Genomic DNA, 25,402 nt, shown 5'->3' with positions numbered 1-25,402 from the left:
ATCCGCTATTTCCGGAAGATCGTGATTGATGGGGCGATCCCTTCGCTGGGATTTCATCTGTTGGCTGCGGCATATGCGTTGGGAGCCTTTGCGGTTGGGGCTTATATGTATAAAAAATATAACCATGAATTCTTGTATTATGTTTGAGGGTTTGCGATGAAAACAATGTTGAAAGCAGAGCATGTGTCGATCAGCTATAAGATCGGGGATTTTAAGGATATTGGGTTGAAGGAATGGACAATGCGGCATCTGAAGCATCAGTACCGTGTGGAAACGTTTATGGCGGTGGAGGACGTTTCGTTTGAGCTGAAAAAAGGGGATATGCTGGGGATCATCGGGACGAACGGCGCAGGAAAATCGACGCTGCTCAAGGCGGTTATTGGGGTGATGGAGCCGAGGTCGGGGAAAATTGAACGAAATGGGAATATTTCTGCGCTGCTGGAACTGGCATCCGGCTTTGATGGTGATCTGACCGTGAAAGAGAATGCTTATCTGCGCGGAGCGATGCTGGGATATACGAAAGAATTCATGGATGAAACCTATGAACAGATTCTGGATTTTTCGGAACTACGGGAGTTCGAAGAGCGGCCGTTCAAGCAGCTTTCTACGGGGATGCAGTCCAGGCTTGCGTTCTCGATTGCGTCACTGGTACAGCCGGAAATCCTGATTCTGGATGAGGTGCTGTCGGTGGGAGACGGCGCGTTTCAGGAGAAGAGTGCGGCCAAGATGCGGGAGATTATCGACGGGGGCGCGGCAACGATCCTGGTGTCGCATTCGCTGGGACAGATTCGGGAGCTTTGCAACAAGGTGCTGTGGCTGCACAGGGGGAAGCAGGTTGCGTTTGGAGAGACGGAGGAAATCTGCAATCAGTATGAAAAATTTTTAGAAGGTAAAGGCAAGGGAATTTCATGAAAGAGAAGGAAACGCATGGAAAGCGCCGTTTCAAAGGGTTGATGATCGTAGAAATTATTGTTTGCTATATGGCGCTTTTGACGGTAGTCAGCCATATCTGTGGACCGGAGAAATATCGGGTAATCCCTGATTTGCCACTTCGCAGCACACAGAGTTTTTCCTCCTTTAGGGGAGAAACAATATCAGAAAATGATCTCCAAATGGACAATCCTGTTCCTGGGAGTCCTATCGGATATTCTACATTGGTGTCCTTGGAAGGCTTGGATAGAATTCAAGTTGAATGTTGGATAGATTGCCCGGCAGAATCTGTGGGGAACGTTCTGCATGTGGATTTATATGAACCGGCGTATGGATATGATCGTGATGAACAGGAGCTTTTTTTAAGTCTAAAGGAGGGGCGCAATGAAATCAATTTTTTGTTGAATCCCGGAGAGAACCATCCAGAGAATGCCCTGTTACGATTTTTCACACTGGATTCAGCGGGTTATACGATACAGGATATTGTCATTTCTCCGATGAGATTGGCGCCAAAAGTGAGCAAAGGAATGGCAGGAACCGTCATAGTTTGTTTTGTATTATTGGCGGGCACTGGGTTGACAGGATATTTGAAAAAGAAACATACCGCTTATGGTGAGGATGAGTAAAATATGGAACAAGAGAAGCTGGAATATCAAGAGGAAAACCAATGGCGGGAAATCATAGAATACCCGCAAAGCCTGTTATCGGAGGGTGGAATAAAAGGCTGGATCAAAAGGCGAATTTATCGCATTCTTTGGTGGTTAATCAGGCCGCTCTATATCGCTGCGTCAGAAGGAAATAAGGCAATTGATTTACAGAGGGAGCAAGAAAAACAGGATATTGCGATGTTAGCGGATGACCTGGCAGAACAAAAAGAGCAGGCGGATCAAAGTATCTCAATGTTGGCAGATCGACTGACAGGACAAAAGGCACAAACGGAACAAAATATTGCAATGCTGGCGGACCGTCTGACAGAACAAAAAGTACAGACGGATCAAAACGTCATAAAATTGACAGACCGTCTGGCAGAACAAGGGATGCAGACGGAGCAAAGGCTTGCAATTCTGGCGGATGGTCTGACACAACAAAAAGTGCAGACGGAACAAAACATCACAGCGCTGATAGACCGTCTGGCGGAACAAAAGGCGCAGACGGAGCAAAGCATCGCAATTCTGACGGATGGTCTGGCACAACAAAAAGTGCAGACGGAACAAAACATCACAGCGCTGACAGACCGTCTGGCGGAACAAAAGGCGGAGATAGAGGACGGAAGCAAGCGCAGCCAACAGTATGAGAAAGAGATTCATGAGAAGATTGGCGCGGTATCGCGTGAGCTGATGAAGGTAAAATGGAGGCAGATTGACCGGATCGTTGCGGATACGGAATCCCCAGAGGATGAATTGACCTGTGATATTTGTGGCGCATCACACAAAAGAAAAGAGTATGAGACAAGAATAAGCGCCTGTATTTTTAACGGCGGAAAGCTTATCCGCTATGTTTGTCCTGAATGCGGAGTGGTGTTCGGGCCTACCAAATTCAGTAATTTAAAGAAACAAGAACAGGATGAGGATTATATCGTCCATTACTTCGGATTTAACGAGATGGATTATACAGGAAAAGAGTTAAAGGCCTTTTACCTGCTGAATCCAAATAAGGATGGATTCTATCTGGATTATGGTTGCGGAAGATGGTCCCATACGGTAGAAGCCCTGCGGGAACAGGGGTATCAGGTCTTTGGGTATGAACCTTACACCCCAGACAGCGAAAACCCATATATCATTACCGATCCCCTGGTACTCCAAGGGATGCGGTTTGACGGGATATTTTCCAACGATCTGCTGGAACATCTGATTGACCCGGTCGCAGATATGAAGTTTATGAAAACGCTTTTAAAGGACCCGAGGGCACAAATCTCGCACAGCACAACCTGTTATGCCTATATGTATGAGTTTACGCGTTTTCATACGCATTTCTTCACAGGGAAATCCAATGAGGTGCTCGCTGAAAAGTCCGGGTTTGAGATTTTAGAGTATATAGATGAGCTGCATGACGAGACAAAAGACAGCGATTTTATCTGCTGCGTATACGGAATGAAGGATGCAGAGGTTAGTTACATGGACAGGATGTCTGTTTTGGGCACAGGAAAAAGAGAGGGGCGGGACTTTCTGCTTGAAAGCGGCGACCTTTTGTATGGTCCTTATCTGTCCAGCGCGAAGGGGTTTTATCAGTGGCATGTTGTGATAGAGGCCCAGGCGGATTTGGAATACAGGGTTACCCTGAAAAGCGGCGAGTTTGTTTTGAAATCCGGAACTTTGCATCCAGGTGAAAATGTAATAGATTACTCGCTGGATGAACCGACGGAGAATGTGGAAGTATTGATTCAAAATACAACATCAGATGTTGTGAAAGTTTCCTGCCTGGCTTTACAGTAATCCAGAAGAAAGAGAGCTCAAAAATAGATTGAGGTGGCGCGAATGATAGCGGATGTCGAAAAAATCGTAGAGGAAATACGGGAGGAAGTCGCAGCGCAAGAAAAGAAGTGCGGGATTCCAGCAGCAGAGGAATGTGTCTCACTCCTTTCCCTGAAAAACAATGGGAATATATCCTTGCAGGAAGAGCTGGATTTTTTGGCACAAAAGGCAAATGTTCCTGCGCGCAGGCCGCTTTTCTGTAACCGTCCGGTGGTCGGGGGCCTGTTGCTGTGGATGAAAAAGGTGATCCGGCGGCTGGTTAGATTTTATGTAGAACCGCTCGTTCTGGATCAAAACGAGTGGAATACACACAGCGTACATATGATGCGGATGCTCAGCGATTTGGCAGAGGAGAACCAGCAAAGGACTGAACAGTTGAAACGCCAGATTGATTTTCAACAGGAACGGATTAGGGAACTGGAAGCAGCACTGGAACAGCCGCTAGGAGGTAGGGTATGGTAGTCTATCAAATGCTGGTGACGATCGTACGCGGAGACGCCATCGGGAACAGCGCGTGTATGACCGGGGAAGTGATCAAAGGCCTTGGCTTTCAAACGCAGATTTATGCCGAAAATTGTGGTCCCGGATTCCCCAGGGGGTTTGTCCTTCCGGTCGATCAGATGCCAAATCCGGAAAAGGAAGATGTTGTGATTTACCATATGTGCGAGTGCTCCAAAATCAATCAGATGCTTCCCCGCTGGGACTGCAAAAAGGTAGCTGTTTATCACAATACGACGCCGCCGGAGTTTTTTCATGGGTTTTCTGATGAGACGGAGCAGAGGCTCTACCAAAGCCAACGGGAAATTGCAAGATTGAAAAACTGCTTTGACCGTGTCATTGCAGATAGTGAATTTAACAAAGAAAATCTGATCCGTATGGGATACCCTCCGGAAAAGATTGCGGTGGTTCCCATTATTTTAGATTTTGAGGATTATTTTCAGCCGCCGGATCAGAAGACGTTGCGAAAATATTCAGATGGATGCACCAACCTCCTGTTTGTTGGACGAGTTGCGCCAAATAAAAAATTTGAAGATATCATCCGCATATTCGCTTATTACAAGAAAACATATGACACAACGGCGCGGCTGATTCTAGTGGGTTCCGCCTTTACCCAGAAGTATATGGATTATCTGAATGCCTATATAAAAGAGATTGGCGTGGAAGATGTCGTTTTTCCCGGGCATATTTCGTTCCCGGAGATTCTTTCCTTCTATTCGCTGGCGGATGTCTTTCTCTGTATGAGTGAACATGAAGGATTTTGTGTTCCGTTGTTGGAGGCCATGTTGTTTGATATCCCCATCATCGCCTACAGAAGCACAGCCATTCCGGGGACATTAGGGGAAAGCGGGATATTGAGTGATACCAAGGACCCGGTCTTTATTGCTGCACTGATCGACAGGATTAGAAATGACCAGCGGTTCAGAAGCAGCATCGTGGAAGGGCAAGCCAGACGGCTAAAGGATTTTGACAAGAAAAAGTCAATCCAGAGATTTTCTGAAGAATTGCAAAGTTTGATCTGTGAGGGTGGAAAATGAAAAAGATAGCCATCATTGTGCAGCGATATGGTCAAGAGGTAAGCGGCGGCGGGGAGTTTTACGCGAAAGCGTTGGCGGAACACCTGAAGGAACGGTATGATGTCACAGTACTGACCACTACTTCACTGGAATACATGGATTGGGACCAGTACTATCCGTCGGGCGAAGGTGAGATAGACGGTGTACGCGTGCTGCGCTTCCGGAATCAGAAGGGGCGTGATTGGGCAAAATTTCAGGCCCTTTCGGATGAATTATGCAAAACCGTCCGCTCCGGTGGACAAACAAGCCCAGAAAAAGATTTGGAATGGGCGGATGCAGAAGGCCCATATTGCCCAGACCTTGTAAAATATGTGGAAAAACACAAGGATGATTATGAGGCATTTCTGGTCATCACCTATATCTATTATACCGCGATCCGCTGCCTTCCGCTGGTGGCAGAAAAGGCTATTTTTATCCCAACCGCACATGACGATGTTTGGATGCGGTTCTCTATCTTCCATGAAATGTTCCAGATGCCTCGCTGGTTTGCTTTTTTGACAAACGGTGAGCAGGAGTTTGTGCGCTATTTTTACAGAAATGATGAGATTCCGGGGGAGATCATCGGCTGTGGGGTGGACCTCCCACAGCAGCCGGATGCAGAGCGTTTCCGAAAGAAATATGGAATACGGTCACAGTATATCGCTTTTGTGGGGAGGGTGGACACCTCCAAAAGCTGTGATGAGATGGTCCGGTATTTTTGTGACTATAAGCGAAGACATGCATCCAACATAAAGCTTGTACTGATCGGAAAATCCAGCATGGAGATTCCAACCAGAGAGGATATTGTCTGTACAGGCTTTATCAGCGAACAGGATAAGTTTGACGGGATTGCGGGAGCGGTCGCCACCGTTGCCCCTTCAAAATTTGAAAGCCTTTGCATCGCCCTTTTGGAGAGCTTTGCCTGTGGCATTCCCGCATTGGTCAATGGGGAGTGCGCGATTCTAAAGGAGCATTGTACAATCGGAAAATGCGGGGTTTATTACACCAATTCCGAAGAGTTTTGCGAGGGTATGGATTATCTGCTCAAGCATCCTCAAATCCGGGAGGGGATGGGGCGGAATGCCCAGGTATATATTTCGGAAAATTACACCTGGGCTAAGGTTTTGAAAAAGCTCAGTTTTATGATTGAGGACATCGCTGCACATCCTGGTTTACAGTACGACAAGAAAAAAGCCAAAAGGGGGACGCGCAGTGTATTGGACGAGAAGCAGCAGCGCGCCAGGGTCTTGATACCGGGAAAGCATACAAAAATCGAGCCAGCCTTTCCGGGAAAAGGGGTAACGGTCTGTTTTTCTTCCAGTGATTATTTTGCGCCAATCTGTGGGGTGGCACTTGGGTCGCTGCTCGCCAACAGGGCCTCGGACCGGTATTATGATATTTTCATTATGCTGACTGATATGTCAACGCAGAATAAAAATTTACTTGCAGGAATGGCCGAAGGCATGGAGAATGTTTCTCTGCGTTTTATTGACGTTACCCAAGTGATAAAAGACTATCAGTTTTCCCTGGCCAGTTACTACACGCAGTTTACTTTTTATCGCCTGTTGATCCCGAGCCTGATGTCAGAATATGAAAAGGTCCTGTACCTGGATTCGGATATGGTGATCCACCACGATATTGCGGAACTGTATGATACGGATATGGGGGACAGCTGGATCGCAGCGACGCTGGACACGACCGTCATTTGCTGGCAGAAGATGGACGATACCTCCCCTATGCACCAATACCTTGATTCATTGGACCTCCTCCAAGCGGGAAGCTATTTTCAGGGCGGCGTTTCGCTTTATAACATCCCCGCACTCAGCCGGCAGTTTACAACAGAATATCTGCTGCAAAAAGCAAGTGAGCGCAGTTACCTCACCTGTGACCAGGATTTGATGAACATCTGCTGCAAGGGACACATCAAGTTTGTCAGCCAGCAATGGAACATGGTCGTCATGAAGGATGTCCATGTTGATTTATACCACCGATATTTGCCGCAAAAATATTATGACGCTTACATTGAAGCGCGTAAGGACCCTTATATTGTCCACTATGGCGCGCAGCTTCTCCCATGCTTTGAGGTCGGAGTTGACTTTTATCCCCTGTTTTGGAGTTATGCGAGAAAGACTCCGTTTTATGAGCATCTTCTGTCACTCCTGAGCGAAATCAAGGCGGGTGAAAATGCAAAAAAGGTGGAGGAACTGCGTGCCCATACCAAAGAGATGGAAGACCAAATCTGGGATGTGCTGGGAAAAAAGAAATCAAAAGAAAAGCTCTATATGAAGCTTTGCAATGTGTTGTTCCCGCGAGGGACGGCTCGGCGTGAATGGCTGAAAGGTCTGCTGTATGGGAAGCTAAGGGTTCAGGGAGGGCCATCTGAATGCTCCAAAGAATATCTGGTGCAAATGAACTGGACTGGTGGAGGCAAGCGGTCAGATGGTTCGATTGAGATCTCACCGGACGCAATGCTGTATGGCCCCTATATAAAACTTCCTTTGGGAAGGCATCATCTCATCGTTATCATTGATTTTCCGAAGGACAGCACATTGGAAGGGAATATTATGGCCGAATCTGGACAGGTGCACATCCTTTCCAAAAAACTGCGTTGTGGCCGGAACGACCTTTATTTTGAACTGGATAGGCCGCGGGAAAATATTGAATTTACAGTGAAAAATACAACAAATGGTAAAGTTGTTTTATCAGGGCTCCAGTTTTCCTAAAGGCGCTAAGTTTTCCCCCTGGCAGAGCGGGACTCTCCTCAAACCATTCGCTGTTTCCGATCATGAATCTCGGCTCGAAAAAGAAAGAAGTGTGATATGAAATGAAAGTGCTCATTTTAGCAGGTGGCTACGGTACCCGTATTAGCGAAGAGAGTCAGTTTAAACCCAAGCCGATGGTAGAATTGGGCGGCAAGCCGATTCTTTGGCATATCATGAAGCTGTATTCGCATTATGGCTTCAATGAGTTCGTCATTTGCGCTGGGTATAAACAGCATGTCATCAAAGAATATTTCGCTGACTATTTTCTCCACACCTCGGATATTACATACGACTTTACCAATGGCAAGGGCGAGATGACCGTCCACCACAATACCTCCGAACCTTGGAAAGTAACCGTAGTGGATACCGGCCTTGAGACCCAGACCGGCGGCCGGATCCGCCGCGTAAAGGAGTATATCGGAAACGAACCATTTATGCTCACCTACGGCGATGGCGTTTCCAATCTGGACATCACCAAGCTGCTGGAATTCCATCGTTCCCATGGTAAGATGGTCACCATGTCTGCCTATAATGCAGGGCAAAGATTTGGCGTATTGGATATTACCGAAGACGGCCACATCCGGGAATTCAGGGAAAAGACCAAAGGCGACGGCAACCTCATCAACATCGGGTTCATGGTCTGTCAGCCGGAATTTATCAATTACATTGAGGATGACAGCACCATTCTGGAAAAGGCCCCGCTGGGGACAGTAGCAAAAATGGGCCAGCTGATGGCTTATAAGCATAACGGCTTCTGGCAGTGCATGGATACTGTCAGAGAAAAGGAGACACTCGAAAAACTGTGGGCGGCGGGACAAGCCCCCTGGAAAGTGTGGACGGATTGATGAAACAAAATGAGCTGGCTTTCTTCCGTGGAAAGAAAGTATTCGTCACTGGTCATACCGGCTTCAAGGGCAGTTGGCTCTGCCGTATTTTGACAGGAGCGGGAGCGATTGTAACCGGCTACGCTCTGCCTGCCCCAACGCAGCCGAATCTGTTCGAGCTGTCAGGCTTGACTGGAAAAATGACCTCCGTTCTGGGGGACATCCGGGACAGGGAGAGGCTAAAAGCCGCATTCAATGCTGCTCAGCCGGAAATCGTTCTCCATCTGGCGGCCCAGCCAATTGTCCGGGACAGTTACAAGGAGCCAGCCTACACCTATGAAACGAATGTGATAGGGACGGTTAACATTTTAGAGTGCGTCCGGCTCTCTGATTGCGTCCGCAGCTTCCTCAATGTCACCACCGATAAGGTCTATCAGAACCGGGAATGGGTCTGGGGATACCGGGAGGACGAGACGCTGGATGGCTTCGATCCCTATTCAAATTCCAAGTCCTGCTCTGAACTGGTGACCCATAGCTATCTTCAGAGCTTTTTTCAGAATGCCGATATTGCCATCTCTACTGCCCGCGCGGGGAATGTGATCGGTGGTGGGGATTTTGCGAACGACCGCATTGTTCCGGACTGCGTCCGGGCCGCTCAGGCGGGGAAAAAGATTTCCGTACGAAACCCCCGTTCCATCCGTCCCTATCAGCATGTGTTGGAACCGCTTTTTGCTTATTTGATGATCGCTAAGAGACAGTATGAGGAGAAGCATTTGGCAGGCTGTTATAACGTCGGCCCGGATGAGTGTGACTGTGTTACGACAGGAGATCTGGTAAGTCTATTCTGTCAAAGCTGGGGAGACGGTATCGCTTGGGAAAACCAGTCGGAGACGGATATTCTCCATGAGGCTAATTTTCTCAAGCTGGACTGCTCCAAGCTCAAGGCAGCTTTTGACTGGAAACCGCGGTGGCATATTGAAAAGGCTGTCCGGCAAACGGTGAAATGGAGCGGAGTCTGGCTGGATAACGGAGATATTCCGGCGGAGATGGATCGGGAAATCGCAGAATATATGGAGGATGAAGGATGAAAACAGCCATCGTTTCCGGCGCGAATGGATTTGTGGGCAGCGCCGTTGTCAGGGAGCTTTTACAAAATGGATATGAAATCCTGGCCTTGGATCAGAAAGATTGTTTTGGAAACCTTCCGAAGGATGGGAGGGTGCGGTTTGTTCCCTGTGACCTGTCGGAGTTGTCCTGTTTGAAAGAGATACGACCGAAAGCGGCCTACGACATTTTCTATCATTTTGCTTGGGCTGGCAGTGCGGGACCTGCCCGCGCGGACACTGCCCTTCAACTCCAAAATGCCCAGTGGACGGTGGATGCGCTCCGTACAGCAAAAGAACTGGGATGCAGCCGCTTCCTTTGTGCTGGCAGCATTATGGAGCATGAAACGATAGCGGCGGCCTATGCACAGGGAAACCGTCCTGGATCGGGGTATATCTATGGCGGGGGAAAGGTCATTGCCCATGTGATGTGTATGTCGGTAGCGGCCCAGATCGGTATTGACCTCATTTGGCCGGAGATCACCAACGCCTATGGAATCGGAGAGCGCAGCCCGCGCTTGGTGAACACTACGATCCAGAAATGTATTCGGGGGGAAATTCCGCGGTTTACGGCGGGAACACAGAACTATGATTTTGTGTACATAGATGATGTAGCCAGAGCCTTCCGGCTCATTGGGGAGCGGGGAAAGCCTTTCCATGAATATTTGATTGGAAGTTCTCATGCCAGACCTTTGCGAGCGTTTTTAGAAGAGATGCAGGATGCCATTGCGCCGGAATTGAAGTTCCAGTTTGGGGATATTCCTTTCACAGGGATCGATTTACCCTTGAACAAGTTTGACTGTATTCAGACAGAAAGAGATACCGGTTTTCGAGCAGAGATCAGCTTTGCCGAGGGGTGCAGGCGGACGATGGAATGGTGGAAAGGACAGGAGGGGATGATGGTATGATCCAAAAATTTGAGTTTCATACAACAAAGCTTCCGGGGTTGATCGAAGTGGTTCCTTTCAATGCGGATGATATTCGTGGCAGCTTTACAAAGGACTATTCTAAAGAAGTGTTCGAGGCGAATGGGATCCGGCATGATTTAGCGGAGGTGTTTTACACGACCAGTCACAAGGGGGTTATCCGGGCGCTGCATTTCCAGAGGGAGAAACAGCAACCAAAGCTGGTACGGTGTATCTGTGGCCATGTGTGGGATGTTGTAGTGGACCTGCGCAAAGACAGCCCGACTTTTCAGGAGTGGGTGCATTTTGATCTGACAGGGGAAAACCGCAAAGAAATTCTGGTCCCCGCGGGCTGCGCCCATGGGTATTTGGTGCTGGAGGAAGGCAGCGTTGTTTCTTACAAATGCAGTGAGAAGTTTTATGGAGAGTTTGACGATGGCATTCGCTGGGATGACCCGGATATTGGGATACAGTGGCCGCTGGGCTTGATTGGAGGGCGCGAGAAAGTGATTCTCGCTGAAAAGGATAAAAATTTACAAAATTTCTATGCGTTTATGACAGTTTATGGCGGATTTTGAAAAGGACGGAGAAAAGCATATGAAAAGTCGGGAGTTTGAACATCATGGTTGGATAAAACAATTGATAGAACAGGTGAAAACACCGGATTTTCTTGTGTTACTTGTATCGGGGACTTTGATGTCCCTTACATTTTGTGTCATTGGACCTCTTGAGCTGTATTTTAGTAATGCAAATGAGTTCTGGTTTGATATTGTCGACTTGGTCATTTATATTGTCGCCTTCTTTTTGTTAACGCTCGCTATATGCATTGTAACTGGTTTACTGGTAAAAAGAAGGCGTTTTATTTGCATATCTCTTTTCTTTGGGACAGGATTGGCTTTGTATTTGCAAGCAAATTTTCTGAATGGGAATATGGGGCTTTTGAACGGTACGGAAGTAGATTGGTGCGCTTCTTGGGGAAAAGTTATTCTGAATAGTGGAATATGGATTGCCTGTATAGCAGTACCTATATTATTATATCATTTTGCAAAAAAGAGCTGGCATGAAATGCTTGTGGTTATTTCTATCATTGTGATTGGTATGCAGACCGCAGCGGTTGTTTCTCTGTGTATATCAGCTCCTCGTAATGAAAAAAATTTTCATATGATTACGGATGAAATGTTTACGCTTTCTAAAGATGAAAATATTATTGTGTTCGTATTAGATACCATGGATGCTCGATTTTTTGAAGATTATATCATGAATGATCCTCGCTACACAGATCAATTTAAAGATTTTACTTTTTTTAATGATACAGTATCAGGGGGAGCCCCAACAGCATATGGAATGCCACTTCTATTAACTGGGACTTATTATGAGGGTAAGCCATATGAGGAGTATATTGATACAGCATACGAAAATGTCAATCTATATAAAAAATTGAAAAAAAACAATTATGATGTCAGGTTATATACAGAAAATAAATACGTGTCAGAATCAACACTTATGCAATATATAGATAATGCATCCGATGCAATAGAATTGACAATAGATTTCCCCCTTGGCCTTGCAAGGCAGCTTTATCGGCTGGTTGGCTATAAATATTTTCCTATATTGATAAAAAATAAGTTTTCAGTTGATTCCGAGTCATTTAACAAGTTTCAAGGAGAAAGCGAACGAAATCCTTATCTTATTGATGATGCAAATTTTATTCAAAAATTTAGAAAAAAGAGGATAACAATACAGGACTATCAAAAAGCATTTAGGCTATATCATATGTTTGGGGCGCATCCTTATTTTACATTAGATGAAAATGGGCACTATAATAAAAAAGGAACATCATTGGAAGAACAGATTCATGGTGTGTTTAACCTATTGTGTGAATATATCGACGAATTAAAAAAAGAGAATATATATGAAAATAGCACTATTTTAGTCTTAGCAGATCATGGAGCATATGACCTTTTCCAAAACCCAATGCTTATGATAAAAAACAGAGGAAAAGTTCAAGAAGAACTAAAAATAAATTGCGCACCAATAAGTTTTCAGAATATATTGCCTACACTTTCGATTGCAATTGATGGAAACAACGATGAACAAGGTGAGTCAATATTTGATATAAGTGAAAATGAAGAACGCACGAGATATCAAGTGTCAGGCCCGTTGATTCTGAGGGGATCGTGGGGAGGAAATTGGAACTATCCAGTATTGTTTACTGTAGGAACACCAGCAAGAGATGTCAGCAAGATTGAATTTATGGGTGTCGCAGGAATACCGGTTTATCAGATAGGAGAAGAACTCAATTTCTCAGAAAATGGCGTTGGGATTAATACTCTGTTTGGTGGCTTCAGTTTACAAGAAAAAATGGGGATATGGTCATGTAAAACCGAAGCCTGTCAAAAATTTCAATTTGCTGAATTGCCTGAAAAAAATTTACAGATAGACATAGAGTTGAATACAATATTTGATTCAGCACAGCAAGTAACAATATCTTTTAACGACGTACTGGTGTATAGTCAAATACAAACAGACAATAAAATTTCCTTTATTGTTCCATTAGAATCTATCACAGAGGGGACTCAAAAAATATCATATCAACTATCAACAGCAGTTCCTTCGAAAATCTCGGATTCTCCAGATATGAGAGATTTATCAATAAATCTTCTCTCGATGAGTATGAAAGAAACCGATGCGTCTGCACAAATTGTAAACTGCATAAACGCCTATTCAATTGGACAGAAAATCTCGTTTGTAGATCACGAGGGAAAAAAGTATTTCATGTCGGGACTTTCAACCGTACAGGGTACAGATTATTCCTGGTCGTTAGGACAAACAGGGAAAATAGTGCTGGATGTGGGAAGCTTTCAAGGGGATTTGATTGGTGAATTTGGTTTAAAATATGTATACGATTCATCGCAGCGATTGGTTATTCGTCATAACGAACAGATTCTTTATGATGAAGTCGTTATGTCCGCAAGTGGGCCAATTCGATTTTTAGTGCCTTCTGATTGCATTGAAGAAGGGAAACTGATATTGGATTTGGAATATCCTGATGCCGTATCACCCAAAAGCCAGGGCGTGAGTGAGGATGCTCGAAAATTGGCTTTGGCTTTCACATCTATGCAGTTTTCTGAGGAATCATGAGGTTGCGTCAAAATGATAAACCTTCTCCAGCAATGAGTTTATACTTGTTGTGTAATGATTGCGGAAGAACAATAGAGGAGAAGTCGATTTGAAGGAGAGAGAAAGTTTGTGAAGAGAGACAATCTAATCAAGAAAAAAATCGGTTTTTTAATGACAATGTTTCTGTTCAGTGCAATCTTTATAATTGCATACTTGATTCTGTTTGGGAATACGGATGAAGTTTATACAGATGTCGTAATAGAGCATGTTGCTTACGCTTCAAGTGCAAAAACAAAAGAGAGCAATCTTGTATATATCCTCATTATTGCCGGAACAGGGGTATACTTAACGTGGTATCTTGCAGTTTTAAAGGCGTCTTCTGGATTCAAAATCCGAAGAAATGGCGCATATGAGCACGAGAATTCCTTTCCGACATATTGTATTTCTTTCTTTTGTACAATGATGCTTGTGCAGCATTTTATATATCAAAGTTATAACCAAATTCTACTGATAGGAATTTTATTGTTTGCAACAACTTTCTATATCGATAAAAAATTAGTCAAACACACAATCTGCTTTTATTTCCTATCGTTATATGGAATTCAAGGATTCTATTGCTTATCTGTATATTTAGGGAATGAGAAAACAATCAATTATAGTATCGTCTCTTTCTTAACGCTGGTCCTAGTGGGGATACTTCTCGTATCTAACAATCGGGAGAAAGTCATTTCTAAAGCAATTTTTGTCATACAGGGATTTCTTGCATTTTTATGGATGATTCTTTTAGGGAGGAAATATCACTATAACAATGAAACAGTAATTATTGAAGCTCCATATTTAGTAAAGGGCTTTGTGGCCGTCATGATTATAATCGCTTTAATAGAATTGGGACTAAATATAGAGCGATTTTGGAAGGCAGAAACCAATGTTAACAGGCTGGTCAGCATAAGCAGCTGTATTGCAATTATGGCTTATAACAATTTTAGTAATACAGGGGCAATCTTGCCGACAGATATGCATCATCCATTTGAGAATATCATTGGGTTTTCGCAAATTTTTGAGCTGGGGCAAAAGCCATTTTCAGAATATATACCAGTATCAGGTATGTATTCTGTTTTGCATGGATGGTTCTTTAAATTCTTTGGGGAAGGACTTGTATCAAATTACAATATTTCTACAAATGTTTTCTATGCATTTTTCATGATTATTATAGTCGTATTGCTAGCTTGTCACTTGGAAAGATGCTATGTACTCCTCATTGCTGTATGTTTTGATTCCTTAAACTACAATAGAATTGTTTTGATCCTACCTCTCATGCTTTTGCTTTCTTTGCCAAAGATGATTGAAAAAAAGAATCTATGGTTAAAGGTTTGGTTTTTGTCCAGCTTTATACATGGACTATACTATCCCTTGTTCGGAGCCGCAGTTTGTCTGGGATTTATGCCATTAGGGATATGGCAAATAATAACCTACATAAAGTCTATAGATTTTAAAAGAGAGATAAAGACATTTAAATTTTGGATTTTCTGGCTGCTGACATTTCTCCCGGCTGTTTTAGGAACGCCTCTCTTAATAGGTACATTTAAACATACAATGGCCATGTCCAATCAAACAATACATGCTGATGGAGTCGCACGATTTGGTCAAACTGCACCAGCTAGCTTTCTACCCTATCTAAGCAATGATTATCAATTTATTCGCATTGCTTTGTATTATGTCTTATCATTTTTGATACCAACAGCATTTATTTGGATCGTTATATTTTTAATTTTAGAAGTAAGCGGCCTTAAAATTTCACAGAAAAAAGTAAAAGTTGAAAATATGATGGAAGCATGCGTTGTGTCTTCATCTGCAATCATGCTGATGATTTCATATACATATACGACAGTAAGGCTAGATCCTAAAAGTCTCTATGCGCGAAGTTTGGGCGTTTTGATTGCGGGATCGATCATGCTAATTGTCTATGTTTATCGCTATATTCATAACTCTACAATAAAAAGTTTGATTTTTTGCTTTGCGGTGTTTGTCCCTGCATTGGCTTCCTCTTATGGCTTCCTTGGAAATGAGACAAAAATGATGTATTGCTATAAAGTTCCTGATGGTTATGTATATCTTGAAAATGAAACCGACTCTAAGCTGGGAACTGGATTCATCAGCCCATCATTGCTTGAAAATATTCAAACACAGCAAAATCTTGAATTAAAAAAAGCAAATTTCAATTTTGGAACAATGCCTTCTTTTGGTTATTATTATGTACATGATCTTAAAGGGGTATCGACAATAGAAATAAACTATACAGTAAAGGGATTCAGTGCGGCAAAGGAAGCCGTTGATGTTCTAAAAAAGACGAAAAGCTTGGTCGGTAAAAATTTTGATACAGGGGCGAGTTATTACTTATATCATTGGTTGGTAACATCCGGGAATTATTTGTGGTCAGAAGAAGATAGTATGTTCATTCCAACAGAACATATTAGCTATGAAGAAGTGAAAAACTTTAACAATAATATTTCAATTCCTGCGAAGATTTTAAATATGGAAAGTTATCCAAGCTCTTTGGGTGCATCAATGCGGTCTCTTAAAAGAGTTTTTACTATTCCTGATTTGAAATTACAGCTAAAGGAAGAAGATAATCGTAATATAATAGATTTTTCGTCTGCGATTGATGGTGATGAAGCGGATTGGCTATACATTGAATTTGCAGATATGGATAAAGACTACAAATATAGCTTATTATATACTGCTGATTATCCAGAAGAAGTTAAACAGGCCAATCCGCTTTTAAAATATTTAATGAAGAAAGACTATAATCCAGGTGAATTTGTGTTGATTACTTGGACAGATGATATTGGAGAAACTAACAGCATAAGATGTCGAATGGGAAAAGGGAAATTGCTTATCCCTCTAGGTGCAGGCCGAAATTGGCTTTTGCACGACCATGATAGTTTCTCTGTTTCGGTCGAGAGAGATGGCGTACAGGCCGAGGTTCCTACAATAATAGATGTGCAAATGCTCAAATTAAGAGAAGTAGAATAGTTGAAACACACGATTCTACACATCTTAGGTAGTGTTCACACAAGGAAGAATGGGTGCTTTGAAAAAAGTGGGGTCCAAGCCATTGGAAGAACACGAGGAGGATGGAATACCAAACTTCATATGGTCGCCGCATCTGATCGGGACGGGGTGATATTTGCGCTGTCCGTCGGGAACCGTGGAGACGCTCCGGAAGGACGAGCTCTTTTACGGCAGTCAGGTTCCGTTGACCATCCAGTCCATCTTTTAATGGATCGAGCTTTAGAAAGCAACTGTTTTTATGGAGGATTGTCAAAATGCAGCGCTGTCTTGTGATCCGGAAAAAGTTTTGGCTTGAGAGAAAGTGATTTTATGAGCACGACCATTGATGGCCGATTTTTTCAGAGGGAGAGAGATACGTCGCAGTGCTCGATCTCGTCCGAAGGCCTGAATACTGATTTAATGACAGTGATATACCCAAAGCTGAAATGGTTTTAAGACCTGTTTAGCATTTAAGTTTTACTTGATTTTTTGCCCCAGTCCAAAAGTCGCTACCTTTGCAGAAAAATACTTTAATTCTGTAAAACGGTTTTTGGAAAACTTTCCGCTTTTAAGCGGAAAGGGGGCTTTTTACAAGTGAAAAAGCCCCCTATAAAAGATACTGAATGGGTTGTTAGAATATCCTACAAAGATAGAATTTAAGTGACTTACAAATCAAACAGGAGGATTGGGCATGGATAAGATCTTACTTTTTATTCCGATGTATAATTGTGAAAAACAGATTACACGTGTATTGGGACAGCTAAGCGATGAGGTGTGTGAATATCTAAGCGAAGTATTAATTATAAACAATATAAGCACAGACAATGGAGAAAAAGTGGTAGAAGACTATTTAAGAAATAACAAGTTGAGAATCAAAGCTACTTTAATCCGAAACGATGAAAATTACGGGCTGGGAGGCTCCCACAAGGTAGCATTTGACTATGCGATAAAAAATGATTTTGATTATGTGATCCTGCTGCATGGAGACGATCAAGGGGACATCTCGAACATTTTACCCTATTTGAAAAGTCGCGCATATGAGCAGTACGATTGCTTTTTGGGAGCGCGCTTTATGCGCGGATCACAGTTAAAGGGCTATTCAAAGTTCAGGACATTTGGAAACAGGGTATATAATCTGCTGTTTTCTGTCGGTTGTGGTTACCGGGTGTATGACTTGGGATCTGGCCTCAATATGTATAAGGTATCTATATTGAAGGATGCGTTTTATCTAAAATATAAAGATAATCTAATTTTCAATTATTGTATGGTTATGGGGTCCGCATATTATAAGCATAAAGTGAAATTTTTCCCGATTATCTGGAGAGAGGATGACCAGGTTTCTAATGTAAAAATGGTGAGTCAGGCAATTACAGTATTGAAACTTTTGGCCTCATACATAATTGAAAAAAAGAAATTTGTTCAGGGGGAGCATCGGGACAAGATCATCGAAGCATATACAGCAGCTACTGTCTATTCCTGCTAAGGGATTCAACGAGGATGTTTATAAAAATGAAACGAATCACTCACAATGCGATCAACAGTTTTGTTCTAGCTATCACTGCAATCTGGTTTATTTATCGCTTTCATAACATCCATAGTCTTTTTACAGAAAAAACAGCGCTCTCGATCTTTACAATTATAGGAGCAGCAATTCTAATTCATGGAATAAAGTTCTGTAGATTGTATCTTGCTCTATATGATATCCAATTAGGGTTAAAAGTCTGCTTAAGTACCTACTGTAAAGTGACTCCGGTCAGCATTATCCTTCCCTTCAAGATGGGGGAGCTTTACCGGATGTATTGTTATGGAAGACAGAGTGGGATTGTTTTGAGAAGCGTTGTAATTATCCTTTTAGATCGGTTTATGGATACTGCGGCACTGGTAACAGTGATCACTTTAATATGGATATTTGATGGAGGAAGGCCTTCAGCGCTTATTTATTTTCTGTTGATTTTTTTGCTGTTCTCTGTGTTTTCTTATTTCATATTTCCTGGAATATATCAATTTTGGCAGAGACACCTTCTTTGTGCAAAGGCATCGGAACATAAGCTATGGGCGCTTAAAACATTAGGGGCAATGGACGCTCTCTATGGTGAAATTGAAAATGTGGTAAAGGGGAGAGGTGTAATCCTCTATTTCCTATCCTTAATGGCATGGGGAATCGAAATCAGCAGCATAGCATTTATCAACCATATTACGGTGATGGATCATGCGGGTACAGTTATTTCCGAATATTTATTGTCAGCAATGAGTGATAGACAGTCTCCAGAATTTAACCAGTTTGTGTTTGTAAGCGTAGTAGGCCTTGTATTACTTTTTGTGATATTACGAATATACAGAGTGGTTGCTGAGAAAGAGGATGTGAAATGAAATTTATCGCTGTTTATGATGATACGGGCCGAAAAAGCGAAGTAATTGCAGATATTATAGGAGATAAAGGGTTCGCTGATGTAGTGGTTAAAAAAAGAAAACTGGAAGAATATTATCAGGACAGTATCCGGAAAGTATATCCTGATCTTCAATGGAAAAAAGTACATTCCGTTTTTGAGTATCCCGAGCTGGTAAGGGAAATGGAGCTGCATAGCGAGGACGCTGCGCGCATACTCCATTGCTTTTCCAATTACTTGATTTCGGACGAACAAGCGGCTTTGTTGTCTTTTAAAAAACTGCGTTTTATCAATGAACCTTATTGTGCCAAGGAAGGCAAGCGAATCGCGGCAGTGTTGTTTCCAGACATAAGGTCATATTTAGTTTTTTGTAAAACAATTCTTTCCGGACAGAAGCCTTGGGATGCGGCTAAGAGTATAAAGGAATCGTTTGAGATAGAAGGACTTGTTGACATTGGAATTGTTGGGAATTTTATTCAATGTGTCACTGGGAATTTTGATTCCCGATATTTTAATTCGTTAAAGGGAGACGAGTACACATTAGTAAAAAGCTCAACAGACAAAAAGAAGATCAAAAGCGAATATACCTTTTATCATCTTCTTCCGGAGGATATGAGATACTGGTTTATTATGCCGTTTCACTATCGAGAAGATAAAACGGAGGCGAGCTATACGATGGAACGTCTCCATATGACCGACCTTGCGATTAAATGGGTACACGGTTCGATGGATGAATCAGAATTTGAGGAGCTAATGGATAAATATTTCTTCTTTTTCCGAAGCAGACATTCCAAACCGTGCAGCAAGGAAGAGTATGAACAAATTGCTAAGGCGCTCTATATTGACAAGGTAAAAGATAGAGTTGCGGCATTAAAACAACTTCCAGAATACCCAAAGATAAAAAATATCATTGAGACATCCGAGGAGACAAGCTTAGATACTCTAGTTTCAAAATATTTTAAATTAAAGGAAAAAATAGAGGCAACAGCGAGACTATCTTATGAAAGTGTAATAGGACATGGGGATCCCTGTTTTGCAAATGCCTTATACAATAAATCGACAAAGACGCTAAAGTTCATTGATCCCAAAGGTGCACTTTCTGAAGCGGAATTGTGGACAAATCCATATTACGATATAGCAAAGCTTAGCCATTCGGTCTGCGGAAGATATGATTTCTTCAATAATGCATTGTTTGATATCCATATCAATGAAAAATTTACCTATAGTCTTGAAATACCGTTTGACCCTTCAAAGTATATCCGCATTTTCAGAAAGAAAGTGGAGGAAAACGGATTCCACTATTTGGCTGTACGTATTTATGAGGTGTCATTATTTTTATCAATGTTACCGCTGCATATTGATAATCCGCATAAGGTGTTGGGATTTATTCTAAATGCCAAAAATATATTAGAGGAGATCGAACGGGATGTTTGAAGCATATTCATTTGTATTTGATATTGATGGGACCCTTTGCCCGGTCAAAGGGAAGGAGGAGCGGTATGAAGATATGGTTCCTTATCCTGAAATGATAAAGAGACTGAAATATTATAAAGAAAATGGAGCGAAGATAATCTTATATACCTCTAGAAATATGAATACCTATCACGGAAATATTGGTCTTATCAATAAGCATACAGCCGCGGTTTTGTCGGCCTGGTTAGAAAAATGGGAAATACCATATGATGAGATCATTTATGGAAAGGTATGGCCTGGCCAGAAGGGATTTTATGTGGATGATCGGACAATACGTCCAAATGAGTTTCTAAATTTTACATTGGAAGAGCTGGAGGATTTGTGTTCGTCTTCAAGATGCGGCACGAAAAAAGAGGAGGGGCAGAATGGAAAATAAGATAGATATCGTAATTACAATGGGAGGCCTTGGTTCAAGGTTTCGTAAGATGGGCTATCAGGTTCCAAAGTATATGATAGAAGCAAAGGGGAAGTCCCTGTTTGAGTGGTCCTTGTTGAGCCTGGAAGGGTATCGTGCGGATGCGGCACAATATATTTTTATTGCGATGCAGGATGATGCCGTGGATGTAGAATTTTTTATTACGACACAGTGTGGGAAATTGGGAATAGAGAACTATCATATTATTTTGCTGGATTATCTAACAGATGGACAGGCTACCACTGCAAAGCTGGCAGAACAGTATTGGGATCCAGAACATGCTTTGTTAATTTATAATATTGATACTTATGTTGAGCCATGGGAGATGAACAGTGCGGAATTGAAAGGTGATGGATTTATTCCTTGTTTTCAGGCAGAAGGAACACATTGGAGCTTTGTGCGGCTCGATCAAAAAGGGAAAGTAGTAGAGATTAAGGAAAAAAAGAGAATTTCTAATTATTGTACCTTGGGGGCCTATTATTTTAGAACCTGTCGGTTGTATCAAGAGCTTTACGAAGAATATTATGGTAAAGATCAGGAATTGGTTAATGGCGAAAAATATGTGGCTCCGTTATATGATTATCTTTTGTCAAAGAATGGTGAAATCTACATATCAGATATCCCTTCTGAGAAGGTGCATGTTTTAGGAACGCCAGAAGAATTAAAGAGATTCTTAGATGAGTAGACAGGAAATAGATGCCGCATAAGAGGTGTATTTTGAAAAAATTATTGATACAGGGAATCCATTTTATTGGATTGAGTGGGATTGGTTGGATTTTAGACTTTTTTGTATATACAGGACTAAACCTTATCTCAGCGGATTTGGTAAAAAACAATGTGATTAGCTCTTGGGTAGGGGTTACATTTGTTTTCTTTTTTGCAACCAGAAAGGTGTTTCAGAACCATAGCAAGATACCTTTAAAATATAAATATCTGGTATACATTTTTTATCAATGTATCTTGATTTTCTTTATTTCAAAGCTCTTGGGGGTTATCAATACTGTAATTGTTAAAAATTTTGAAATAGCACTCATTTTAAGTTTTTCCTCTCTATTATCCAAGATTTTGGTTACGCCGATTACTATGATACTGAATTTTTTTGTGATGAAAGGGATTGTGGAAAAACTATGAGAAGATGTATTCATAAGTATTCGAGCAAGATTCGAACATGAGAAATTTTGATTATAGACTCAGCGGAGGGAAACTGGATGACCCTATAGTGTGGCCATTGTCTTCCGCAAGCTTCGAATTTTCCTCAAGCCGCCTTTTCATACCTCTTATCGCTGCGGCAAAGCTGGTGAAAAAATCATTGCCGTACTCCTCGTTTAGCTTCTCCCTATAACGCCTGCTCTCCAGTCGGAAAATTCCCTCAGGAATTTAGATGGTGTCGTCAATAAAGAAGGAGCCAAATATCAATATAACGTATTTGGACAGCAGCAGCGAAAGAAGCGGCATTTTTAGCGTAGCGAGTCGCAATACCGCGCCATCTTTTGAGAAGCAGGAAAGCGTTCTCGACGAGATGGCGAAGTTTGTAGAAATATTTATCATACTTCCGCGGATGTTTTCGGCTTTTCCTTGGCGGAATGGCCGGTATCATTCCCTCGATCAACCGCGCTGCAATTGTGCAATCCGCTGTGGTACCAGAAGTGATAAAGAATCGCACCGGTATACCATGCGCATCCACAGCCAAATGTATCTTAGAATCTGTATTCATAAGCGTTTGATCAGCGTGTGGAAATGAGAAATGTTGACCATAGCCTCAGCGGAAGAGACAGAAATTTCATAATCTTTACTGAGTCGTCTGGAATGATTGAGCCAGGAGAGGGTGCGTTCAACCACCCAGCGCCAAGGCAGTTTTTCCCATTGGTGGGGCTTGATTTTCTCTGAAATGTCAACGCCAAGGTCAAGCTGCTCCTTCATATCAGAAACGAAGATACCCCGATATCCAGCGTCTGCGCAAAACTTCTGGATAGACGGATACCGCTCATATGCTCGCCTTGCGGTAGATATTCCGCCTTTTGTGTCATGAATATTAGCGGCATGGACCACGACAGACAACAAGCATCCCAGCACATCCACTACGATGTGCCGTTTTCTGCCTTTCGTTTTTTCCCTCCGTCAATTCCGCGTTCTTCGCTGGCTGCTACCGTTTTCACACTCTGGGAATCAATGATCGCGTAGCTTGGACTCTCCTTGCGTCCGGCATTTGTTCGCGTCTTTTTTACAAGATGCTCCAGTATCTTATCCCACAGCCCACTGATCCGGGCGCGGCGATAAAAGCTGTGTACTGTTGAATACGGCGGAAAATCATGGGGCAACTGTCTCCATTTACACCCTGAATCTACCAAATACAGCACTGCATCCGTTAATTCCCGCTTGCTCCACGCGCAGTTGCGCATCCCTGTATACAACGGGGCGATCTCTTCCCATTGCTCATCTGTCAAGTTGCTTGGATACGACTTCCGTTCTTTTTCTTCCATGCCTCTATTTTACCACTGTCTTTACATCTTGTGAATACAGCTTCTTAGTCGAGCTTCTAGACAGTGTCTACCCGAGTTAGGCACGAATAGTAGCCCAAATAGCGATACAACGAATATGTGCCGCGGCGATAAAAGCATCTGAGGTTTTGGCATAGCGAGTGGCAATCCCTCTCCAACGTTTCAGGGCTAGAAAACAGTTTTCTACCAGGTGACGCAGTTTATAGAGATATTTGTCATAGCCGCGCTGTTCTTTGCGGTTCTTCTTCGGCGGAATCACGGGTTCCATCCCTGCTGAAACCGCATACGCCAGAATATCATTTGTATCATAACCCCGATCCGCCAGCAGAGCTTCTGCAGAAATACCCTCTATCAGGTGGACAGCTTCTTTACAATCTGCTTGGGTACCTTCTGTAACAAGGATTCGGACTGGCATACCATGCGCATCCACGGCCAGATGTATTTTGGTGTTGAGCCCCCTTTTGTCTGGGACATATCCTGATTGCCGCCCTTCTCTCCCGCCGCGTGGGGATGTACTTTGATATGGCTTGCGTCAATCATCAGCCATTCATAATCCGGCTCATCAATCAGAATTTCCAGAAGGTTTTCCCAGATGCCTTTTCTGCGCCAACGGATGAACCTCTGATGGATAGTTCCCCCATTTCCCATAGTCTGGAGGTAAATCTCTCCAAGGCGATCCTGTTCTCAGTATCCAGAACATTGCATTGATGAAACGACGGTTATCCTGGGCGATTCCTCCCCATTGGCCTCGCTGCCCGGGTAAATGCGGCTCTAGAACCGACCACATTTCATCACTTATATCATGTCGATGATAGGAAGCTTCCATTTCTCGTCCCTCTTCTTTCTCTGGATGCTTCTATTTTATCATTTTTCCTGGCACTTGTGTAGACACTACCTAGGGTGTGTTCACATAAGGGCATCAACAATAAGAGCGAAATAAACAAAGGCTAAAAAGACAACATCAAGTTTATCATAGCGAGTAAAAATGCGGCGAAATCTCTTGAGACGACGAAAAAGCCGTTCAACCTGGTTGCGCTGTTTGTACAACTGTTTATCGTAGACCCAGGGGTTCTTCCGATTGCTTTTGGGTGGAACCACAGGTGTATAGCCAGCTCTGCCGCCAAGGCACGCGTTTCATCTCTTTCATAGGCTCGATCCATTAAAAGATGGACTGGATGGTCAACGGAACCTAACCGCCGTAAAAGAGCTCGTCCTTCCGGAGCATCTCCACGGTTCCCGGCGGACAGCGCAAATATCACCCCATCCCGATCAGATGCGGCGACCATATGAAGTTTGGTATTCCATCCGCCTCGTGTTCTTCCAATAGATTGGACCCCACTTTTTTCAAAGCACCCATTCCATCCGGGTGCACCTTGATACAGGTGGAATCCAGACTTACCACATTCACCTTGATCTGGATGATGCCTAACTGCTGCAAACGCAAAAATGCCGCTTGCAGAACCCCCTTTTTCGCCCAGCGGTTTACCCAGACATAGATCACATGCCAATTCCCGTATTCTTTGGGCAAGCCCCTCCATTTGCACCCATTCTCCACCAGATACAGCACTGCGTTTAATATGTCCAGGTTACTGATTTTTGCCGGTTTCCGTTGTTTCGGAAAGCATTCCTTGATTTTTTCATATTGTTCTTTTGTTAGTTTCATCTTCTTATTTTATCACATATTCTTCCTTGTGTGAACACTACCTAGTGTGGATTCGAGTACATATTCAAATAAACGAGTAAGGCCAGTACCCGATTCTGGGTGCTGGCCTTACTGCTCTATTGGATGATCCATATGAATCGTTCTATTTTATGATAACTATATGTACAGTTGACTTGCTTATGTGAAATTCCTTTGCAGTAGCACGGACCGTAGTATTGTGATCAATGATGTAGTGGGCGAACGTGAT

21 protein-coding genes and 3 pseudogenes are annotated in these 25,402 nt (G+C 43.0%); 18 read left to right on the top strand and 6 right to left on the bottom strand.

The features are described from left to right. The first annotated feature begins 156 nt into the window (after nucleotides 1–156). The 18 genes from D5269_RS13715 (at nucleotide 157) to D5269_RS13630 (ending at nucleotide 22,125) form a co-directional block, all read left to right on the top strand. Entirely contained in the window at nucleotides 157–912 is a 756-nt protein-coding gene (locus D5269_RS13715; protein WP_120486128.1) for an ABC transporter ATP-binding protein, read from the top strand. Further along, complete coding sequence (locus D5269_RS13710; protein ID WP_120486127.1) at nucleotides 909–1,556, top strand: hypothetical protein; 648 nt, start codon at nucleotides 909–911, stop codon at nucleotides 1,554–1,556. Before D5269_RS13715 ends, D5269_RS13710 begins: the two co-directional genes overlap by 4 nt. Nucleotides 1,557–1,559: 3 nt before the next feature. Beyond that, nucleotides 1,560–3,362 (top strand): methyltransferase domain-containing protein, encoded by a 1,803-nt coding sequence (locus D5269_RS13705; RefSeq protein WP_166545186.1) that lies wholly within the window; start codon nucleotides 1,560–1,562, stop codon nucleotides 3,360–3,362. 42 nt (nucleotides 3,363–3,404) lie between these two features. Next, complete coding sequence (locus D5269_RS13700; protein WP_120486125.1) at nucleotides 3,405–3,863, top strand: hypothetical protein; 459 nt, start codon at nucleotides 3,405–3,407, stop codon at nucleotides 3,861–3,863. A gap of 224 nt (nucleotides 3,864–4,087) precedes the next feature. After that, nucleotides 4,088–4,936, top strand: coding sequence for a glycosyltransferase (locus tag D5269_RS13695; protein ID WP_243150817.1), 849 nt, complete (start codon nucleotides 4,088–4,090; stop codon nucleotides 4,934–4,936). Then, a complete protein-coding gene (locus D5269_RS13690) occupies nucleotides 4,933–7,677 on the top strand; it encodes a glycosyltransferase (RefSeq protein WP_120486123.1) in 2,745 nt (914 codons plus the stop codon). Before D5269_RS13695 ends, D5269_RS13690 begins: the two co-directional genes overlap by 4 nt. A 101-nt stretch (nucleotides 7,678–7,778) precedes the next feature. Continuing rightward, nucleotides 7,779–8,561 carry a glucose-1-phosphate cytidylyltransferase gene (rfbF, locus tag D5269_RS13685; RefSeq protein ID WP_120486122.1) on the top strand — a complete coding sequence of 261 codons (783 nt, stop codon included), beginning with the start codon at nucleotides 7,779–7,781 and terminating at the stop codon, nucleotides 8,559–8,561. After that, nucleotides 8,561–9,628 carry a CDP-glucose 4,6-dehydratase gene (gene rfbG, locus D5269_RS13680; protein ID WP_120486129.1) on the top strand — a complete coding sequence of 356 codons (1,068 nt, stop codon included), beginning with the start codon at nucleotides 8,561–8,563 and terminating at the stop codon, nucleotides 9,626–9,628. The genes rfbF and rfbG overlap by 1 nt, the downstream gene beginning before the upstream one ends. Further along, nucleotides 9,625–10,551 carry an NAD(P)-dependent oxidoreductase gene (locus D5269_RS13675; protein WP_120486121.1) on the top strand — a complete coding sequence of 309 codons (927 nt, stop codon included), beginning with the start codon at nucleotides 9,625–9,627 and terminating at the stop codon, nucleotides 10,549–10,551. Before rfbG ends, D5269_RS13675 begins: the two co-directional genes overlap by 4 nt. Next, the gene (gene rfbC, locus D5269_RS13670) at nucleotides 10,548–11,126 is read left to right on the top strand and encodes a dTDP-4-dehydrorhamnose 3,5-epimerase (protein ID WP_120486120.1); all 579 of its coding nucleotides are present in this window, start codon (nucleotides 10,548–10,550) and stop codon (nucleotides 11,124–11,126) included. Before D5269_RS13675 ends, rfbC begins: the two co-directional genes overlap by 4 nt. 19 nt (nucleotides 11,127–11,145) lie before the next feature. Further along, nucleotides 11,146–13,689, top strand: coding sequence for a hypothetical protein (locus D5269_RS13665; protein WP_120486119.1), 2,544 nt, complete (start codon nucleotides 11,146–11,148; stop codon nucleotides 13,687–13,689). Between the two features lie 108 nt (nucleotides 13,690–13,797). Beyond that, the gene (locus D5269_RS13660) at nucleotides 13,798–16,701 is read left to right on the top strand and encodes a hypothetical protein (protein ID WP_120486118.1); all 2,904 of its coding nucleotides are present in this window, start codon (nucleotides 13,798–13,800) and stop codon (nucleotides 16,699–16,701) included. Between the two features lie 709 nt (nucleotides 16,702–17,410). Continuing rightward, nucleotides 17,411–18,202 (top strand): glycosyltransferase family 2 protein, encoded by a 792-nt coding sequence (locus D5269_RS13655; protein WP_120486117.1) that lies wholly within the window; start codon nucleotides 17,411–17,413, stop codon nucleotides 18,200–18,202. A gap of 26 nt (nucleotides 18,203–18,228) precedes the next feature. Beyond that, nucleotides 18,229–19,089 (top strand): lysylphosphatidylglycerol synthase domain-containing protein, encoded by an 861-nt coding sequence (locus D5269_RS13650; protein ID WP_158604989.1) that lies wholly within the window; start codon nucleotides 18,229–18,231, stop codon nucleotides 19,087–19,089. Continuing rightward, nucleotides 19,086–20,540: a hypothetical protein gene (locus D5269_RS13645; RefSeq protein ID WP_120486115.1), complete on the top strand. Its 1,455-nt coding sequence runs from the start codon at nucleotides 19,086–19,088 to the stop codon at nucleotides 20,538–20,540. The genes D5269_RS13650 and D5269_RS13645 overlap by 4 nt, the downstream gene beginning before the upstream one ends. Then, the gene (locus D5269_RS13640; protein WP_120486114.1) at nucleotides 20,533–20,955 is read left to right on the top strand and encodes a capsular biosynthesis protein; all 423 of its coding nucleotides are present in this window, start codon (nucleotides 20,533–20,535) and stop codon (nucleotides 20,953–20,955) included. Before D5269_RS13645 ends, D5269_RS13640 begins: the two co-directional genes overlap by 8 nt. Next, complete coding sequence (locus tag D5269_RS13635) at nucleotides 20,945–21,679, top strand: glycosyltransferase family 2 protein (protein ID WP_120486113.1); 735 nt, start codon at nucleotides 20,945–20,947, stop codon at nucleotides 21,677–21,679. The genes D5269_RS13640 and D5269_RS13635 overlap by 11 nt, the downstream gene beginning before the upstream one ends. Before the next feature lie 32 nt (nucleotides 21,680–21,711). After that, entirely contained in the window at nucleotides 21,712–22,125 is a 414-nt protein-coding gene (locus D5269_RS13630) for a hypothetical protein (RefSeq protein WP_120486112.1), read from the top strand. 259 nt (nucleotides 22,126–22,384) lie between these two features. Here D5269_RS13630 and D5269_RS13625 read toward each other — a convergent pair. From D5269_RS13625 to D5269_RS13600, 6 genes and pseudogenes are all read right to left on the bottom strand, one after another. Beyond that, nucleotides 22,385–22,699: pseudogene (locus D5269_RS13625) on the bottom strand (IS5/IS1182 family transposase); the annotation flags it as partial. Between the two features lie 5 nt (nucleotides 22,700–22,704). Beyond that, nucleotides 22,705–23,073, bottom strand: a complete 369-nt coding sequence (locus tag D5269_RS13620; RefSeq protein WP_158604988.1) for a transposase — start codon at nucleotides 23,071–23,073, stop codon at nucleotides 22,705–22,707. Then, nucleotides 23,073–23,474 carry a transposase gene (locus D5269_RS13615; RefSeq protein ID WP_120486110.1) on the bottom strand — a complete coding sequence of 134 codons (402 nt, stop codon included), beginning with the start codon at nucleotides 23,472–23,474 and terminating at the stop codon, nucleotides 23,073–23,075. Before D5269_RS13615 ends, D5269_RS13620 begins: the two co-directional genes overlap by 1 nt. A 76-nt stretch (nucleotides 23,475–23,550) precedes the next feature. Continuing rightward, a pseudogene (locus D5269_RS13610) lies at nucleotides 23,551–24,318 on the bottom strand (IS5 family transposase). Nucleotides 24,319–24,398: 80 nt separating this feature from the next. Further along, nucleotides 24,399–25,155, bottom strand: a pseudogene (locus D5269_RS13605) (IS5 family transposase). Nucleotides 25,156–25,297: 142 nt separating this feature from the next. After that, a complete protein-coding gene (locus tag D5269_RS13600; RefSeq protein WP_347707303.1) occupies nucleotides 25,298–25,381 on the bottom strand; it encodes a sporulation transcriptional regulator SpoIIID in 84 nt (27 codons plus the stop codon). Nucleotides 25,382–25,402: the final 21 nt, after the last annotated feature.

The organism is Anaerotruncus sp. 1XD42-93 (assembly GCF_009917605.1).
Taxonomy (GTDB): Bacteria; Bacillota; Clostridia; order Oscillospirales; family Ruminococcaceae; genus Anaerotruncus.
This window is presented reverse-complemented; position numbering and strand designations above follow the sequence as displayed.